The sequence below is a fragment of the Xenophilus sp. Marseille-Q4582 genome (assembly GCF_916700565.1).
In the GTDB taxonomy this organism is placed as follows: Bacteria; Pseudomonadota; Gammaproteobacteria; order Burkholderiales; family Burkholderiaceae_C; genus Xenophilus.
In genome coordinates, this window is the sequence record NZ_CAKAKO010000004.1 from 349,063 (window position 1) to 364,923 (window position 15,861).

General features: G+C 72.1%; 12 protein-coding genes. 9 read left to right on the forward strand and 3 right to left on the reverse strand.

Annotated elements, in window-relative coordinates:
* Nucleotides 1-8 precede the first annotated feature (8 nt).
* The gene (locus LG388_RS17010) at nucleotides 9-1,508 is read right to left on the reverse strand and encodes a DUF2130 domain-containing protein (protein ID WP_225783917.1); all 1,500 of its coding nucleotides are present in this window, start codon (nucleotides 1,506-1,508) and stop codon (nucleotides 9-11) included.
* A 259-nt stretch (nucleotides 1,509-1,767) separates the two neighbouring features.
* Between LG388_RS17010 and LG388_RS17015 the strand changes: the two genes are divergently transcribed.
* The 4 genes from LG388_RS17015 to selD are packed head-to-tail and all read left to right on the forward strand — an operon-like array spanning nucleotide 1,768 to nucleotide 6,073.
* Entirely contained in the window at nucleotides 1,768-2,895 is a 1,128-nt protein-coding gene (locus LG388_RS17015; protein WP_225783918.1) for an acyl-CoA dehydrogenase family protein, read from the forward strand.
* A 21-nt stretch (nucleotides 2,896-2,916) separates the two neighbouring features.
* Nucleotides 2,917-3,783, forward strand: coding sequence for a phosphate/phosphite/phosphonate ABC transporter substrate-binding protein (locus LG388_RS17020; protein ID WP_225783919.1), 867 nt, complete (start codon nucleotides 2,917-2,919; stop codon nucleotides 3,781-3,783).
* Nucleotides 3,740-4,960: a ferritin-like domain-containing protein gene (locus LG388_RS17025; RefSeq protein WP_225783920.1), complete on the forward strand. Its 1,221-nt coding sequence runs from the start codon at nucleotides 3,740-3,742 to the stop codon at nucleotides 4,958-4,960. Before LG388_RS17020 ends, LG388_RS17025 begins: the two co-directional genes overlap by 44 nt.
* 45 nt (nucleotides 4,961-5,005) lie before the next feature.
* Nucleotides 5,006-6,073, forward strand: coding sequence for a selenide, water dikinase SelD (selD, locus tag LG388_RS17030; protein ID WP_225783921.1), 1,068 nt, complete (start codon nucleotides 5,006-5,008; stop codon nucleotides 6,071-6,073).
* On the opposite strand, the gene LG388_RS17035 is transcribed toward selD, so the two are convergent.
* Nucleotides 6,062-6,931, reverse strand: a complete 870-nt coding sequence (locus tag LG388_RS17035) for a L,D-transpeptidase (RefSeq protein WP_225783922.1) — start codon at nucleotides 6,929-6,931, stop codon at nucleotides 6,062-6,064. The genes selD and LG388_RS17035 overlap by 12 nt on opposite strands.
* A gap of 17 nt (nucleotides 6,932-6,948) precedes the next feature.
* Nucleotides 6,949-7,260, reverse strand: a complete 312-nt coding sequence (locus LG388_RS17040; protein ID WP_225783923.1) for a proteophosphoglycan ppg4 — start codon at nucleotides 7,258-7,260, stop codon at nucleotides 6,949-6,951.
* A 345-nt stretch (nucleotides 7,261-7,605) separates the two neighbouring features.
* Between LG388_RS17040 and LG388_RS17045 the strand changes: the two genes are divergently transcribed.
* The 5 genes from LG388_RS17045 (at nucleotide 7,606) to LG388_RS17065 (ending at nucleotide 15,842) form a co-directional block, all read left to right on the forward strand.
* Entirely contained in the window at nucleotides 7,606-8,856 is a 1,251-nt protein-coding gene (locus tag LG388_RS17045; RefSeq protein ID WP_225783924.1) for an MFS transporter, read from the forward strand.
* Between the two features lie 64 nt (nucleotides 8,857-8,920).
* Complete coding sequence (locus tag LG388_RS17050) at nucleotides 8,921-10,597, forward strand: (2,3-dihydroxybenzoyl)adenylate synthase (RefSeq protein WP_225783925.1); 1,677 nt, start codon at nucleotides 8,921-8,923, stop codon at nucleotides 10,595-10,597.
* Nucleotides 10,598-10,670: 73 nt separating this feature from the next.
* Nucleotides 10,671-10,934, forward strand: coding sequence for a phosphopantetheine-binding protein (locus LG388_RS17055; RefSeq protein WP_225783926.1), 264 nt, complete (start codon nucleotides 10,671-10,673; stop codon nucleotides 10,932-10,934).
* 145 nt (nucleotides 10,935-11,079) lie between these two features.
* Nucleotides 11,080-15,051 (forward strand): non-ribosomal peptide synthetase, encoded by a 3,972-nt coding sequence (locus LG388_RS17060; protein ID WP_225783927.1) that lies wholly within the window; start codon nucleotides 11,080-11,082, stop codon nucleotides 15,049-15,051.
* A gap of 17 nt (nucleotides 15,052-15,068) precedes the next feature.
* A complete protein-coding gene (locus tag LG388_RS17065) occupies nucleotides 15,069-15,842 on the forward strand; it encodes a 2,3-dihydro-2,3-dihydroxybenzoate dehydrogenase (protein WP_225783928.1) in 774 nt (257 codons plus the stop codon).
* Nucleotides 15,843-15,861 lie beyond the last annotated feature (19 nt).

Sequence of the window (15,861 nt, forward strand, 5' to 3'; positions counted from 1 at the left end):
CCCCCGTCTCACTCCATGCCCGGCAACTCCGGCGCCTCGGGCGTGCCGCCGGGCGGCAGCTGCGGGCGGCGGCTGCCGTTGCTGCCGGCCTTCTTCAGTTCGTCGAACTTGGCCGCCATGGTCGGGTTGCCCCGCGTCAGCTTCTTGAGCGTCACGTCCTGCGCCTTGTCGTTGGCCAGGCGCAGGTTGCGGTCGGCGCCGAGCAGGGCGTCCTTGGTCTTCTGCAGATGGTCGATGGACTTGTCGATCTCTTCGATGGCCGTGGCGAAGCGGCGCGACGCCAGGTCGTAGTTCTTCGAGAACGCATTCTTGAAGCTGTCGAGCTGGGTCTCGAAGTTGGTGATGTCGATGTTCTGCGCCTTCACCAGCGCCAGCTCGTTCTTGTATTGCAGCGCGCCCATGGCCGCGTTGCGCAGCAGCGTGATGATGGGAATGAAGAACTGCGGGCGCACCACGTACATCTTCGGGAAGCGGTAGGACACGTCGACGATGCCGCTGTTGTAGAGCTCGTTCTCGGGCTCGAGCAAAGACACGAGGATCGCATACTCGCAGCCCTTCTCGTTGCGGTCCTTGTCCAGTTCCTTGAAGAAGTCCTCGTTGCGCTTCTTCGTGGCCGTGAGGTCGGCTTCGTTCTTCATCTCGAACATGATCGAGACGATCTCGGTGCCGGCCTCGTCGCTGTCGCGGAAGATGAAGTCGCCCTTGCTGCCGCTGCGCGCGTCGTTGTCTTTTTCGAAGTAGGCGCGCGGGAAGGCGGTGGCGCGGATGCGGTTGAACTCGGTCTCGCAGTGCTGCTCCAGCGTCTCGCCCACCATCTTGGTCGACAGGCGCGCCTTCATGTCGCGCAGCCGCTCGATGGCGTCGTCGCGGTCCTTGATCTGCGTTTCGTACTTGTCCTTGAGCGACTTCTCGGCCAGTTCCTTTTCGAGTGCGGCGCGCGCCAGGCGGCTTTGCAGCGTGTCGCGCTCCTTCTCGACCGCTCCCACGGCCTGCGTGATGGCGAGCTGTTGCGCGACCTCGGCGGCGGCCAGGCGGGCGCTCAGGGCCTGCAACTCGGCGTCCTTGGCCGCGGCCGTCTTCTGCAGCGCGGCGGCCTGCGCGGCGGCGGCTTTTTGCAACTCGTTCTGCAGGCGCGCGGCGGCCAGTTCGGCCGCGGCCTGCTGCGCCTGGCGGGCCTGCTGCAGTTCGCCGGCCAGCGCATCGCGCTCGCGCTCCAGGGCGGCCAGCGCCTCGGCCACCGCCAGGCGGCGCGCCACTTCCTCACTGTCCAGGCGCGCCTTCAGGTCCTGGATTTCGGCCTCCTTGGCGGCCACCGCCGCGCTGGACTGGCTGGCCAGGCGCGCCTCGGCCAGCGCAAGGGCATTGCGCTTGTCGCGCTCGGCCAGCTCCAGGCGTTCGTGCAGCAGCCGGTCGAACTCCTTGTCGCGCACCTGCTTCTGGATGTCGGCGTAACCAGCCTCGTCGATCTTGAAGGCTTTGCCGCAGTGCGGGCAGATGATTTCGTGCATGCTCGTTTCCTCGTCTGAGCGCGGATTGTGGCCGCCGCCATAATGGGCGGGGCGCTGCCGTTCGCGGGGCGTTCCATCGTGAGTCGCTGTTGCAGGTCTGCACCGAAGTCACATGCCGCACGCACCCGCTGCGTCGGCGCAGGGGCCGCCGCCAGGCGGCCGATCCGGCCCGCGCGAGGGGCGGGGCCTGTGGACGCAGATGCAGGGCATGCCGCGGCGGCTCGAAGTGTCTTTCCGACCCTCACCCCGGAGTTGCCTCATGCGCTTTCTGCAAGCCCTCGAACCCATCGTCCGTGACATCATCGCGCCCGCCGCGGCCGAGACCGACCGCGAGGCGCGCTTTCCGCGCCAGGCGCTGGACGCGCTGGGCGCGGCCGGGCTGCTGGGCTTGGTGAGCAGCCCGGAGGTGGGCGGGCAAGGCTTGGGCCTGGCCGAAGCAGCGCAGGTGGTGCAGCGCATCGCGCAGGACTGCCCCGCCACGGCCATGGTGCTGACCATGCACTACGCCGGCACGGTGCTGATCGAGAAGTACGGCCCGCAGCAGGTGCGCCAGGCGATCGCGGCCGGCCGGCACATCACCACGCTGGCCTGGTCCGAGATGGGCACGCGCAGCCACTTCTGGGCGCCCGTGGGCACCGCGCGCCGCGAGGGCGACCAGGTGGTGCTCGACGGCTTCAAGAGCATGGTCACCTCGGCCGCGGAGGCCGATTCGTACGTGTGGTCCTCGCGCCCCACGCAGGGCGACGGGGCGTCGAGCATCTGGCTGGTCGACGCAAAGGCCGCGGGCCTCGCGCGCACCGCCGTGTTCGACGGGCTGGGTCTGCGCGGCAATGCCTCGGCCCCCGTGAAGGGCGAGGGCGTGCGCATTCCGGCCACGGCACTGCTGGGTGAAGACGGCCAGGGCGGCGACCTGATGAACAACGACGAGCTGCCGGTGTTCGCGACGCTGATCGCGTCCAGCTCCATCGGGCTGATGGACGGCGCGCTGGCGCGCGCCACCGCCCACCTGGTGAAGAACCGCTTTGCCGAAAGCGACACGAGCCTGTCGGAGCTGCCCACCATCCGCGCCTACCTGGCGCGCGCGCAGATCCGCGCCGACCAGGCCCGCACCCTGCGCGATGACACCCTCGCCGCGATGGCCGCCGGCCGGCCCGACACGATGCTGCGCGTGCTGGAGGTGAAGGCCAGCGCCGCCGAGGCCGCGCTGGAAGTCACGGACACCGCGATGCGCATCTGCGGCGGCGCGGCCTTCCGCAAGGACGTCGGCATCGAGCGCCTGTTCCGCGATGCGCGGGCGGCCTCGGTCATGGCGCCGACCTCGGACGTGCTGTACGACTTCATCGGCAGCGCGTTGTGCGATGCCGCGGCCAAGGCCCAGGCGGCGTGAACAGAAAAAAGGAGCCCGACGATGAGCCAACCCCAACCCTTCATGCTGGGCGCCGTCGCGTATGCGCCCAAGGTCGTCACCATCTGGGAAGGTTTCAAGACCTACCTGGCCGAGCGCGGCTTCGCGATGGACTACATCCTCTATTCGAACTACGAGACGCAGGTGCAGGCGCAGTTCACGGGCGACATCGCCTTTGCCTGGAACTCGCCGCTGGCCTGGGTGCGCGCCGACCGCATGGCCCGTGCGCGCGGGCAGGCGGTGCAGTCGCTCGTGATGCGCGACACCGACCAGGACCTGCAGTCGGTGCTGGTCGTGAAGGCCGACAGCCCGGCGCAGAGCCTGGCCGACCTGAAGGGCCGGACGGTGGGCTTTGGCGCCATCGATTCGCCGCAGGCCACGCTGATCCCGCTGGACCACCTGCAGCACGAGGGTGGCCTGGTGCCGGGCCGGGACTACGAGGTGCGCCGCTTCGATGTGCTGGGCGGCAAGCATGGCGACCACATCGGCGGCGAGCGCGATGCGGCGTTGGCCATGCTCCAGGGCGAAGTGGCCGCAAGCTGGATGATCGCCGGCAACCACCGCGCCTTTGCCAAGGAAGGCACCTTGCCCGCGGGCGGCACGCGCGTGCTGGCCACCACGGGGCGGTACGACCATTGCACGATGACCGTGAGCCCCGGTGTGGACGCCGCCGCCACGCAGCGCTTCGCCGACCTGCTGCTGGCGATGGACTGGAACGACGCCCAGGTGCGGCCGCTGCTGGAGCTGGAAGGCCTGAAGCAGTGGCGCCCGGGCCGCGCGGACCACTTCCGTCTGCTGGAGCGCGCGGCCACCGAACAGGGCTTCTATGACGCGCTCGGGAACATCGTTGCCGCCGACTATCGATATTGAGACGCTGGGCTTCGACGCCGGAGCGCACCTGCTGGTGAAGCATGCGCTGGCGACGCTGCCCGAGGGCGCATCGCTGCGCGTGACCGGCCAGGCACCGGGCTGGCAGGCGCAGCTGGCCGACTGGTGCCGCGCGCAGGGCCATGCGCTGGCGTGGGCCGATGCGTCGCAACGCCTGGCGCATGTCACGCCCGGCACCGCCGAGGCCGGCCGCTGGCGCGACGCCGCGCACACCGGCCATGCCGACCCGCGCGCCGCCGGCGCGGTGCTGCCCGAGGCCCGCGCCCACTGGGGGCTGGCCGCGCGCGGTGCCCGCGTGGAAGCGGGCTCGCCCGACATCGCCTTCCGGCTGGACCGCAAGGACGAGGTCTGGGCCGAGAACGCGGCCGAGCTCTATGCCCAGGCCGTCAGCGCGCAGTGGGACCCGGAGGTGGCGCTGGACTGGCAGGTGGCCTTCACCCACCCGCCCGAGGTCGAAGCCGCGATCCGCCAGGTCATGACCTACATGGTCGAGAACGAGAACGCGGCGCTGCTCGTGCCCGCGCGCTTTCTCGGGCAGATCCACCCGCACTACCGCGAGCTGCAGGCCGCGCTGGCGATCCAGGTGGCCGACGAGGCGCGCCACATCGAGGTCTTCACAAGGCGCATCCGCCTGGGCGGCGGCGAGCCCGCGCTGTCCACGGCGGGCGGCCAGGCCTCGCTCAAGAGCCTGCTGGACGAGCCCGACTTCTCCGTCGCGGGTTTCCTGCTGTCGGTGCTGGGCGAAGGCACCTTCGTCAACCTGCTGCAGTTCCTGGCCGCGCATGCGCCCGATCCGCTCACGCGGCAGATCGCGAAGCTGGCGGCGCGCGACGAGGCGCGCCATGTGGCGCTCGGCATGTCGCACCTGCTGTACCGCCTGCAGCAGGAGCCGGCGATGCGCGGGCGCCTCGCGCACGCCGTGGAGGCGCGGCACGACAGCCTGGCCGGCACCGCGGGCCTGAACGAGGAGGTGTTCGACGCGCTGGTGCTCATCGGCGCCGGCGCGCTCACGCCCGCCGCCGTGGCCGCCGGCTTTGCCAAGGTGCAGCAGCTCATGCGCGAGATGGCCGACGGCCGCTTCACGCGCCTGCTGCGCCTGGGCTTCGAGCGCGCCGAGGCCGAGCGGCTGTCGGCGCTGCATACGCGAAACTTCATGTGAGACCGCGGCCGTTCGCGGCCCCCTTTCCCCCATCCATTCCGAACCATGACTGCTGCCACCGACTCCGCCCCGCGCCTCACCTCCCTGTCCCACGGCGGCGGCTGCGGCTGCAAGATCGCGCCGGGGGTGCTCAGCGAACTGCTGGCCCGCAGCAGCCTGCCGAAAATGGGTTTCCCCGACCTGCTGGTGGGCACCGAGACCGCCGACGACGCGGCCGTCTACCGCATCAACGAGCGGCAGGCCATCGTCGCGACCACGGACTTCTTCATGCCTATCGTGGACGACCCGCGCGACTTCGGCCGCATCGCGGCCACCAATGCGCTGTCGGACCTCTACGCCATGGGCGCGCAGCCGCTGATGGCGCTGGCCATCGTCGGCATGCCGATCAACGTGCTGCCGCACGAGGTCATCGCGAAGATCCTCGAAGGCGGCGAATCGGTGTGCCGCGAGGCCGGCATCCCGCTGGCGGGCGGGCATTCCATCGATTCGGTCGAGCCCATCTACGGCCTGGTCGGCATCGGGATCGTGGAGATCGCGCACCTGAAGCGCAACGCCACCGCGCAGGCCGGCGACGTGCTGGTCCTCGGCAAGCCCCTAGGGGTGGGCATCCTGTCGGCAGCGCTGAAGAAGGGCGAACTCGACGCCATGGGCTATGCGGCCATGATCGAGGCGACCACGAAACTCAACCGCCCCGGCACCGAACTCGCGCGGCTGCCGGGCGTGCATGCGCTGACCGACGTGACCGGCTTCGGCCTGTTGGGCCACACGCTGGAACTGGCGCGCGGCGCGGGCCTGGCGGCGCACCTCGACAGCGGCGCGCTGCGCTGGCTGCCCGGCGTGCAGGCGCTGGCCGCGCGCGGGATCGTCACCGGCGCCTCGGGGCGCAACTGGGCTTCTTACGGGGCCCAGGTGGAAGGCGCCGTGACGGAGGACGCCACGCTGCGCGCGCTGCTGACCGACCCGCAGACCTCGGGCGGCCTGCTCGTGGCCTGCGCGCCCGAAGCCGCGGCGCAGGTGCTGGAGCTCTTTGCGAAGGGCGGCTTCACCGATGCGGCGGTGATCGGCCGGATGAGCGCCGGTGCACCGGGCGTGCGCGTTTTTTCAGAGGACTGACGCGGTGCGCGTGCCCGGCGGGGCGCTGGCGCGCGCGGCGGACCCGGGCCCGGGCGCGTCGGCGAACAGGTGCGGGAACTGCCTCTCCAGGCTGCGCGTTTCCGGCAGCACGTAGACCACGCCGCCGCCCTGGCCCAGCGTCGGGCGGATGTGGGCGTCGTAGAAGGGCGGCGGGATGTTGACGCAGCCCATGGAGATGCGGTTGTCGGCCACCGACTCGCTGGCCAGGCGCTGCGGCCGGCGCTCGGCCGGCGCCGCGCTGTCGCGCAGCCGGTGCATGGACACGGCGGCGTCGTAGTCGATCCAGACGATGTCTTCGTGCTCGTGGTTCAGGCCAGGCTCGGCCACGAAGCGGCCGGCGGGCGTGGTGCGCTCGCTGGGGCGGATCTGGGCGATGGGCCGCTGGCCGATGCCGGGCACCGAGTCGTCGCCCACGGCCAGGCCCAGCAGCACCAGCGACTGGCCCTGCAGTTCCCCCTCGCCATTGAAGACGAAGAGCCGGGCGGCGCGCTTGTCCAGGATCACGAAGGGCGCGCCGCCGCTGTCCGCCTGCATCATCACGCGGGTCCACAGCGTGGCCACTGGCGGCGTCAGTCCGGCGGGCGGGGTGGGCAGGGGTGGCGGGTCGCTGCGCGGCACATGCCTCGCCAGCGAGAGCCCGGCGTCGGACGGCACGGCTTGCGAAGCGGGTGGCGCCAGCGGTGCCGCGGGCGCGCCGGAGGGCTCGGCGCTCGGTGCGAGGGAATGGGCGGTGCCCGCCGGATCGGCCGGCGGCACCCCGATCACCACCGCGCCCAGCGCGGCCAGCCCCAGGACGAACCCGGCGATCAGCGTGCGGCGCGGGGCGGCGGGGGTCATGGCAGCGATCCTTGCGATCAGCCGCGGTCGGCGCGGGCCGGACGCATGGGGGCGTCCATGTTCGTGCTGGGCGGTGCCGACGGCGTGGCGGGGGCGACGGCCGTGCCCGACGAAGTGGCGGGGGCCTGCTGCATCGTGCCCGTGGTGCCGCCGGGGGCCGGGGTGGGCACGCCGGTGGTGCCCATCGACGTGCCTTGCTGGGTCTGCTGGCCGGCGCCCAGGGCGGGGTTGGCGACGTTGGGGTTCGGCGGCGTGCCCTGGGCCACGACGGCGCCGGCGGCTGCCAGGGCGGCGGCGGCGATGGACAGCTGGATCTTCGATGCGTTCATGGTGTGCTCCTTGGGTGGGTGGTGGCCGGGGACCGGCCGGATGTCTGCATTGCGGACAGGCGCACCTTAAAGAGCCCGGCCGCGCGCCCGGGGTCGGTGCGGCTCGTGGGGTGTCGTAGGACATGCGGGGCCGGGCGGCATCGGCCAATGGCCGCGCGGGCGTCGGTGCAAGCCCGGCGATACACTGCGGCGCCTTCCCTTTCCAAGTCCCTTCGCGTCTGGTACCGCGCCGGGGCCCTCCGCTCGCACGGAGCGCCCGCCAGCCTGCGCCAGCTTCCCTGGCGGCACCGGATGCGCCGGCTTCGCGCGCTGCGGCGTGCGGGCCGGCCCTGCCGGATCTGCTTCATGTCCTCTGCGCTTCCCCCTTCCTCCGGCGCCGCCCCGCGGGCGGCCGCCATGCCTTCGGCCGCCGCCGCCGCGCCCCTGCGCCTGTACCCGCTGCTGCTGGCGGCCCTTCTGGGCACCATGGCCATGATGGCCTACGTGGCCGTCATCGGCCCGGCCGTGCGGCGCCTGGGCCTGCCCGAATGGGTGGCCGGGCTGTCGGTGACCGCCGGTGGCATCTTCTGGATGCTGCTGGCGCGCGCCTGGGGCCGCGCCAGCGACCGCGCGGGCCGCAAGCCCGTGCTGCTGGTGGGCCTGGGCGTGTTCGCGCTGACCTACCTGGGCATGGCGCTGGGCGTGGACCTGGCGCTGCGCGGCGCCCTGGGCGGTGTGGCCGTGGTGGCGCTGCTGATCGTCACGCGGGCGCTGGTGGGCGCCTTCTACGCCGCGGTGCCGCCCACGGCGGCGGCCGTGATCGCCGACCACACGCCACCCGCCTCGCGCGGGGTGGTGATGGCCAAGCTGGGCTCGGCCAACGCGCTGGGCATGGTGGCCGGGCCGGCGGCGGCCGGCTGGCTGGCTTCGCGCGACCTGGGGCTGGCGCTCTACGCGGCGGCGGCGCTGCCGGCCATCGCCTTCGTGCTGATCGCGCTGCGCCTGCCCGCGCGCGCACCGGTGGCTGCGCCCGCGGGCGGCCCGGGCGGCAAGGGCGGCATCGGCCTGTGGGACGCCCGCCTGCGCCTGCCCGTGCTGACGGCCTTCATCGCCATGGCTTCGGTGGCGGTGGCGCAGGTGTCGGTGGGCTTCTTCGCCATCGACCGCTTCGGCCTGCGCGAGGAGGAGGGCGCGCGCGTGGCGGGCCTGGCGCTCACGGCCGTGGGCTGCGCGCTGATCCTGTCGCAGCAGCTGGTGATGCGCCTCAGGGGCGTGCCGCCGCTGCGCTGGGTGTGGGTCGGCGCGCTGATCTCGGGCCTGGGTTTCCTCAGCGTGTTCTGGATCCATTCGCAGGCGGCGCTGCTGGCGGCGTACGGCTGCGCGGCCTTCGGCATGGGCTTCATCTTTCCCACCTTCCAGGCCATGGCCGCCAATGCCGTGCAGGCGCACGAGCAGGGCGCGGCCGCGGGCAACCTGTCGGCCGCGCAGGGCCTGGGCATGGTGCTGGGGCCGCTGATCGGCACCCTGGTCTACCGGCTGGCGCCAGGCGCGCCCTATGCCCTGGTGGGCGCCGCGCTGCTCACACTTTCCCTCAGCGTGGCTTTACGTCCGCGATAAGAATGATTCTTGTTGATGGTGGACAATGGCGGGCTCGTTTCCGAGCGAATCCCGCCTTGTGCCCATGCCTGAACCCCTGATTCCCCTGCGCCAGAGCTGGCCCGACGCCTTCGTTCGCCGATATCGGGGAGCCGGCTACTGGCGCGGCGAGACCTTCCCGGCCTTCCTGCGCGAGCGTGCCCAGCGCCTGGGCGCGCGCACGGCGGTGGTGGGCAGCGGCCAGCGCTGGAGCTATGCCGAGCTGTGGCAGCGCGCCGAAACGGCTGCCGCCGGCTTCCTGGCGCTGGGCCTTTCGCCCGGCGACCGCGTGGTGGTGCAGCTGGGCAACGTGCCGGCCTTCTACAGCGTGGTCTTCGGCCTGTTCCGCGCCGGCCTGGTGCCGGTCTATGCGCTGCCCGCGCACCGGATCACCGAGATCGGCCATTTCATGCACAAGGCCCAGGCCGCGGCCTATGTGGCGCTGCGCAGCTACGAGGCCTACGACTACCGCCTCCTGGCGCGCGAACTGGTGGCCCGCAAGGAGGCCGGCGAGCTGCCGCATTTCCGCCAGGCCGTGATCGTGGGCGGCGACGCGGCCGAGTTCGCCGACTTCGACGCCTTCCAGCCCGACCCTTCGCTGCTGCCCAACCAGGACCCGGATCCGCAGTCGGTCGCCTTCCTGCAGATCTCGGGCGGCAGCACGGGCCTGTCCAAGCTGATCCCGCGCACGCACGACGACTACATCTACAGCTTCCGCGCCAGCAACGAGATCTGCGGCATCGGCGAAGACAGCGTCTACATGGTCGCGCTGCCGGCCGCGCACAACTTCCCGATGAGCTCGCCGGGCGCCATGGGCGCCTTTTATGCCGGGGCCACGGTGGTGCTGTCGCCTTCGCCCTCGCCCGAAGCGGCCTTTCCGCTCATCGCGCGCGAAAAAGTGACCGACCTGGGCCTGGTGCCACCGCTGGCGCTGCTGTGGGCGCAGGCCGCCGAGACGACCGCGCACGATCTTTCGAGCCTGCGCGTGCTGCAGGTGGGTGGCGCCAAGCTCACGACTGAGGCCGCGCGCCGCGTGGTGGCGGGGCTGAAATGCCAACTGCAGCAGGTCTTCGGCATGGCCGAAGGGCTGGTCAACTACACGCGCCTGGATGACCCTCAGGAGATCGTGCTGAACACCCAGGGCCGGCCGATCAGCCCCGACGACGAGGTGCTGATCGTGGACGACCACGGCCAGCCGGTGCCCGAAGGTCAGCCCGGCTACCTGCTCACGCGCGGGCCGTACACCATCCGTGGCTACCACAACGACGACGCGGCCAACGCGCGCAGCTTCACCGACGACGGCTTCTACCGCACCGGCGACGTGGTGCTGCGCACGCCCGAGGGCTACCTGAACGTGCAGGGCCGCGCGCACGACCACATCAACCGCGCGGGCGAGAAGATCTCGGCCGAGGAGGTGGAAGACCACCTGCTCGCGCATCCGCAGGTCTTCGACGTGGCCGTGGTGTCCATCCCCGACGAATACCTGGGCGAGCGCATCTGCGCCTTCGTCATTCCCAACGCGCCGCGCGCGGGTGAAGACAAGCCCCGCGGTCCCGCGCTCAAGGCCTGGATGCGCGCGCGCGGCGTGGCCGCGTACAAGATCCCCGACCAGATCGTGTTCGTCGAGGCCTTCGAGACCACCGCCGTGGGCAAGACCAGCCGCAAGGAGCTGCGCGCCCGACTGCGCGAAGAGTTCCTAAAAGCGCAGCCCGCGCAGGGCTGAACTCTTTCATCGATTTTTCTTTCCAGGCGCGCCGCGTGTGTGAGGCGCGCCGCTTGCTGACTGTTTTTCTGCCATGACCGATCCGACTGCCTCCACCCCCGTCCTGACCCTGGAAAAGCTGCGTGCCGACGTGGCCCGCATGGTGGGCGAGGCGCCCGAGGACATCGCCCTCACCGACAACCTGATGGACGTGGGGCTGGATTCCATGCGCATGCTCAACCTCATCATGGGCTGGAACGAGGCGGGCCTGAAGATCGACTTCTCGGACCTGGCGGAGCACACCACGCTGGAAGGCTGGTGGAAGGTGCTGTCGGCCCGCCAAGGTATTCAAGAATGACGGCAACCCCCAAGCCGCTTCGCGGCTCCCCCTTCTGCTGCGCGAAGGGGGCGCAGCCGACGGTTCGGCAAAGCCGGTCCCGTGGCTGCCCTGAGATGGGTGGCATGTGGCGCGTGGTCCGTGGGGCGTGGCCCGGGGAGGCCGCGTGAGTCATGCCAGCACTTGGCCGCTCACCGAGGCGCAGGCCGGCCTCTGGTACGCGCAGCAGCTGGCGCCCGCCAACCCCAGCTTCAACACGGCGCACGGCCTGTGGATCGACGGGCCGCTGGACGTGGAGGCTTTCACGCAGGCGGCCAACCAGGCCGCGCGCGAGTGCGAGTCGCTGGCGCTGCACCTGCGCCTGCCCGAGGGGGATGAAGCGCGCGAGCCCGTGCAGTCCATCGACCCCGCCCGCGTGCCGTTGCTGGAGGTGGTGGACCTGCGTGCGCTGGCCGATCCGCGCGCCGCGGCCGAGGCCGCGATGCAGCAGGACATGGGCACGCCGCTCGATCCGCTGCGCGACGCGCTGGCGCTGCAACGCCTGTATGTGCTGGGGCCGCAGTCCTTCTGCTGGTACCAGCGCGCGCACCATTTGACCAACGACGGCTACGGCATGGCGCTGTGGGGCGAGCGCGTGGCGCAGCTTTACACGCAGGCCGTGACGAAAGACGACGCGGCTTGTGCCGCCACCGTGCCACCGCCTCTGGCCTCGCTCGCCGGCGTGATCGACGAAGACGCCGCCTACCGCGCCAGCACGCGACGCAGCGACGAAGCGGCCTGGTGGCGCGCGGCCTTCACGCCCCTGCCGGAGGTGGCGGGGCTCGCGCCGGGCCGCGCCACCCCCGCGCATTTCTGCCACCGCCGCACACTGCCCTTGAGCGAGGACTGGCGCGCGCGCGTGCTGGCCTTCGCCCAGGCGCAGGGCCAGATGTGGCCCGACGTGCTCACCGCCCTCACGGCCCTGTACTGCCAGCGCATGGCCGGCGCGGCCGAGGCCGTGGTGGGCGTGCCCTCCATGGGCCGCCTGGGCAGCGCGAGCGCGCGCGCCACCGCCACCGTGATGAACGTGCTGCCGCTGCGCGTGGCCGCCCAGCCGGGCCAGCCGCTGGCCGAGTTCATCGCGCAGCTGGCCAAGGCGCAGATCCAGGCGCGCCGGCGCGGCCGCTACCGCAGCGAACAGCTGCGCCGCGACCTGGGCCTGCTGGGCGGCCAGCGCCGCCTGCACGGCGCGCTCATCAACGTGCAGCCCTTCTACAAGCCGCTGCGGCTGCCGGGCCTGCATTGCGCGCTGCAGATCCTGGGCACGGGTCCCATCGACGACATCACCCTCGGCTTCCGCGGCGACGGCGTGCAGTCGCTGCTGCTGGAGATCGAGGCCAACCCGGGCCTGTACAGCGAAGCGGCGGTCGAATCGCACCTCACGCGCCTGAAGGCCTTCATCGAGGCCGCGCTCGATGCGGCCACGGTGGACGACGCGCCGCTGGCCAGCCCCGAAGAGGCGCGGCGCCACCTCATCACGCTCAACGCCACCGAGCATGCGGTGCCCGACACCACGCTCGTCGCGCTGATGCAGGCGCAGATGCGCGCACGCCCGCAGGCCATCGCGCTCGAATTCGAAGGCGCCACGCTGAGCTACGCCGAGCTGGACGCGCGCACGCAGGCCCTCGCGCAGCAGCTGCGCGCGCAGGGCGTGCGGGCCGACACGCGCGTGGCCGTGGCGCTGCCGCGCTCGCTCGAACTGCTGATCGCACTCGTGGCGGTGCAGCGCGCCGGCGGCGCCTACCTGCCGCTGGACCTGGCGCATCCGCCCGAGCGCCTCGCGCGTGTGGTGCAGCTCGCGCAGCCGCTGCTGGCGCTGGTGCGGCCCGAAGACGCGATGCGCCTGCCGCACGGCTTGCCCACGCTGGCCCCCGCGCAATGGGCGACGCAGCCCGTCGCCACGGCCGAACCGCTGCCCGAAGTGCAGCCGCAGCACGCGGCCTACGTCATCTACACCTCGGGCTCCACCGGCGAACCCAAGGGCGTGCTCATCGAGCACCGCGCCATCGTCAACCGCCTGGAATGGATGCGCCAGCACTACGGCTTCGGGCCCGACGAGCGCATCCTGCAGAAGACGCCCGCCACCTTCGACGTGTCGGTGTGGGAGTTCTTCCTGCCGCTCATCACCGGCTGCACGCTGGTCATCGCGCCGCCCGAGGCGCACCGCGACCCGGCCTGGCTGGCGCGCATCCTGCGCGAGCAGCGCATCGGCACCTGCCACTTCGTGCCCTCGATGCTGGCGGCCTTCCTGGCCGATCCGGCGTCGCGCGGCCTCACGATGCGGCGCGTGTTCTGCAGCGGCGAAGAGCTGCCCGCGCCGCTGCGCGACCGCTTCCACGCCACGCTGTCGGCCGAGCTGCACAACCTCTACGGCCCCACCGAAGCGGCGGTGGACGTGAGCCACTGGCACGCGCACCCGCGCGACCTGAGCCTGCCCGTGCCCATCGGCTTCCCGGTGTGGAATACGCGCCTCTATGTGCTGGATGCGCGCATGCGCCCCCTGCCGCCGGGCGTGGCGGGCGAGCTGTACCTGGGCGGCGTGCAGCTGGCGCGCGGCTACCTGGGCCGCGACGACCTCACGGCCGAGCGTTTCCTGCCCGATCCGCACCGCCCGGGCGAGCGCCTCTACAAGACCGGCGACCTCGCGCGCTGGCGCGAGGAAGACGGTGCCGTCGTTTTCCTGGGCCGCAGTGACCACCAGGTCAAGATCCGCGGCCTGCGCATCGAGCTCGGCGAGATCGACGCGGCCATGGCTTCGTACCCGGGTGTGGTGCGGGCCGAGGTGATCGTGCGCGAAGACCGCGAGGGCGACCGGCGCCTCGTGGCCTACGTGCAGCCGTCGAAAGGCGAAGCGGGCTTCGACGCGCAGGCGCTGCGCGCCCATGTGGCCGCGCGCGTGCCCGACTACATGGTGCCCGCGGCCTTCGTCGAGCTGCAGGACTGGCCCGTCACCGCCAACGGCAAGCTGGACCGGCGCGCGCTGCCGGCGCCCGCGCTGGCGGCGAGCAGCGCAGTCCCCCTCGCCACGCCCACCGAAGAGGCGCTGGCCGCCATCTTCCGCGAAGTGCTGGCGCTGCCGGCGGATCTGGCCGTGGGCGGCGATGCCGACTTCTTCGGCCTGGGCGGCGACTCGCTGTCGGCCGTGCAGCTGCTGCTGCGCGTGCAGGAACAGTGGCGGCGCGACCCGGGCCTGGGCGCGCTGTTCGAATCGCCCACCATCGCGGCGCTGGCGGCGGCCGTCGACAGCGAGCAGGTGCGCTTCGACAGCGGGCTCAAGCCGCTGATCCAGCTCGCGGCCGGCGACCCGCAGCAGGCGCCGCTGTTCGTGATCCACCCCGCGGGTGGCATCGCCTGGGGTTACCGGCACCTGGCGCTCGTGATCGCGCATCCGCAACTGCTGGACGACACGCGCGGCACGCCCTCGCGCAGCGTGTGGGGCCTGCAGTCACCCGCGCTCGACCCCGCGGTGCCGCTGCCGGCCAGCATCGACGCGCTGGCGGCCCGGTACGCCCAGCGCGTGAGCGAACTGCAGCCCACGGGCCCCGTGCACCTCATGGGCTGGTCGGTGGGCGGCATCCTGGCGCAGGCCATGGCCGTGGCGCTGCAGCAGCAGGGCCGCACGGTGGGCCTGGTGGCGATGCTCGACGCCTATCCGGCGGACGTGTGGCGCCACGAACCCGAACCCACGCCGCAGCAGGCGCTGCGGGCGCTGCTGGCCATCGCGGGCTACGACCCCGAAGGCCACCCCGAGCTGGACACGCGCGAAAAGCTCATCGCCTTCCTGCGTGCCGGTGACAGCGCCTTGGGCCACCTGCCCGAAGCCGCGCTGCAGGGCGTGGTGCGCGTGGTGACCGACACCAACCGCCTGATCCGCGAGCACCACCACCGGCGCATGGCCGGCACGCTGGTGCACGTGCGCGCGGGCCTGGACCACGCGGCCAAGCCGCAGCTGCAGGCCGCCACCTGGCAACCCTACGCCGATGCGGTGCAGACGCTCGAAGTGCCGCTGCTGCATTCGCAGATGACCCGCGCGGCCGCCACGGCGCTGATCGCGCCGCTGCTGGTCGCGCGCATGGCCGAAGGCGCCGCGCCGCGCTGACGATACGAGGACCGAACATGCAACTCACAGGATTCGAGGGCCGCATCGCCTTCGTGACCGGCGCGGCCGGCGGCATCGGCCAGGCGCTGGTGCGCCAGCTGCTGCTGGCCGGCAGCACGGTCGTGGCCACCGACGTGGCCGCACCCGCCTTGGCCGCTCCCGAAGGTGCGCGCGGCCGCCTGCTGCCGCGCGCGCTGGACGTGAGCGACGGCCAGGCCGTCACGCGCCTGGTGCAGCAGACCGAGGCCGAGCTCGGCCCCATCGCGCTGGGCGTGAACGTGGCCGGCGTGCTGGGCAGCACCTTGGTGACCGAGACCAGCGACGCCGAATGGCGCCGCGTGTTCGCCGTGAACTGCGACGGCGTGTTCCATGTCGGCCGCGCGCTGGCGCAGGTGATGCAGCCGCGCGGGCAGGGCGCCATCGTCACGGTGAGCTCCAACGCGGCGGGCGTGCCGCGCCACGCGATGGCCGCCTATGCCGCCTCGAAGGCCGCCGCCACCATGTTCACGCGCTGCCTGGGGCTGGAACTGGCGCCGCACGGCATCCGCTGCAACATCGTGGCGCCGGGCTCCACGCTCACGCCCATGCAGACCGGCATGTGGGCCGACGAGCGCGGCGCCGAGCGCGTGATCGCGGGCCTGCCCGAGCAGTACAAGGCCGGCATTCCGCTGCGCAAGCTGGCCACGCCGCAGGACATCGCGAATGCCGTGATGTTCCTGCTGTCCGATCAGGCCGGCCACATCGCGATGAGCGACCTGTACGTGGACGGCGGCGCCACGCTGAGGGCCTGAGCCATGGGTGCATTCACCG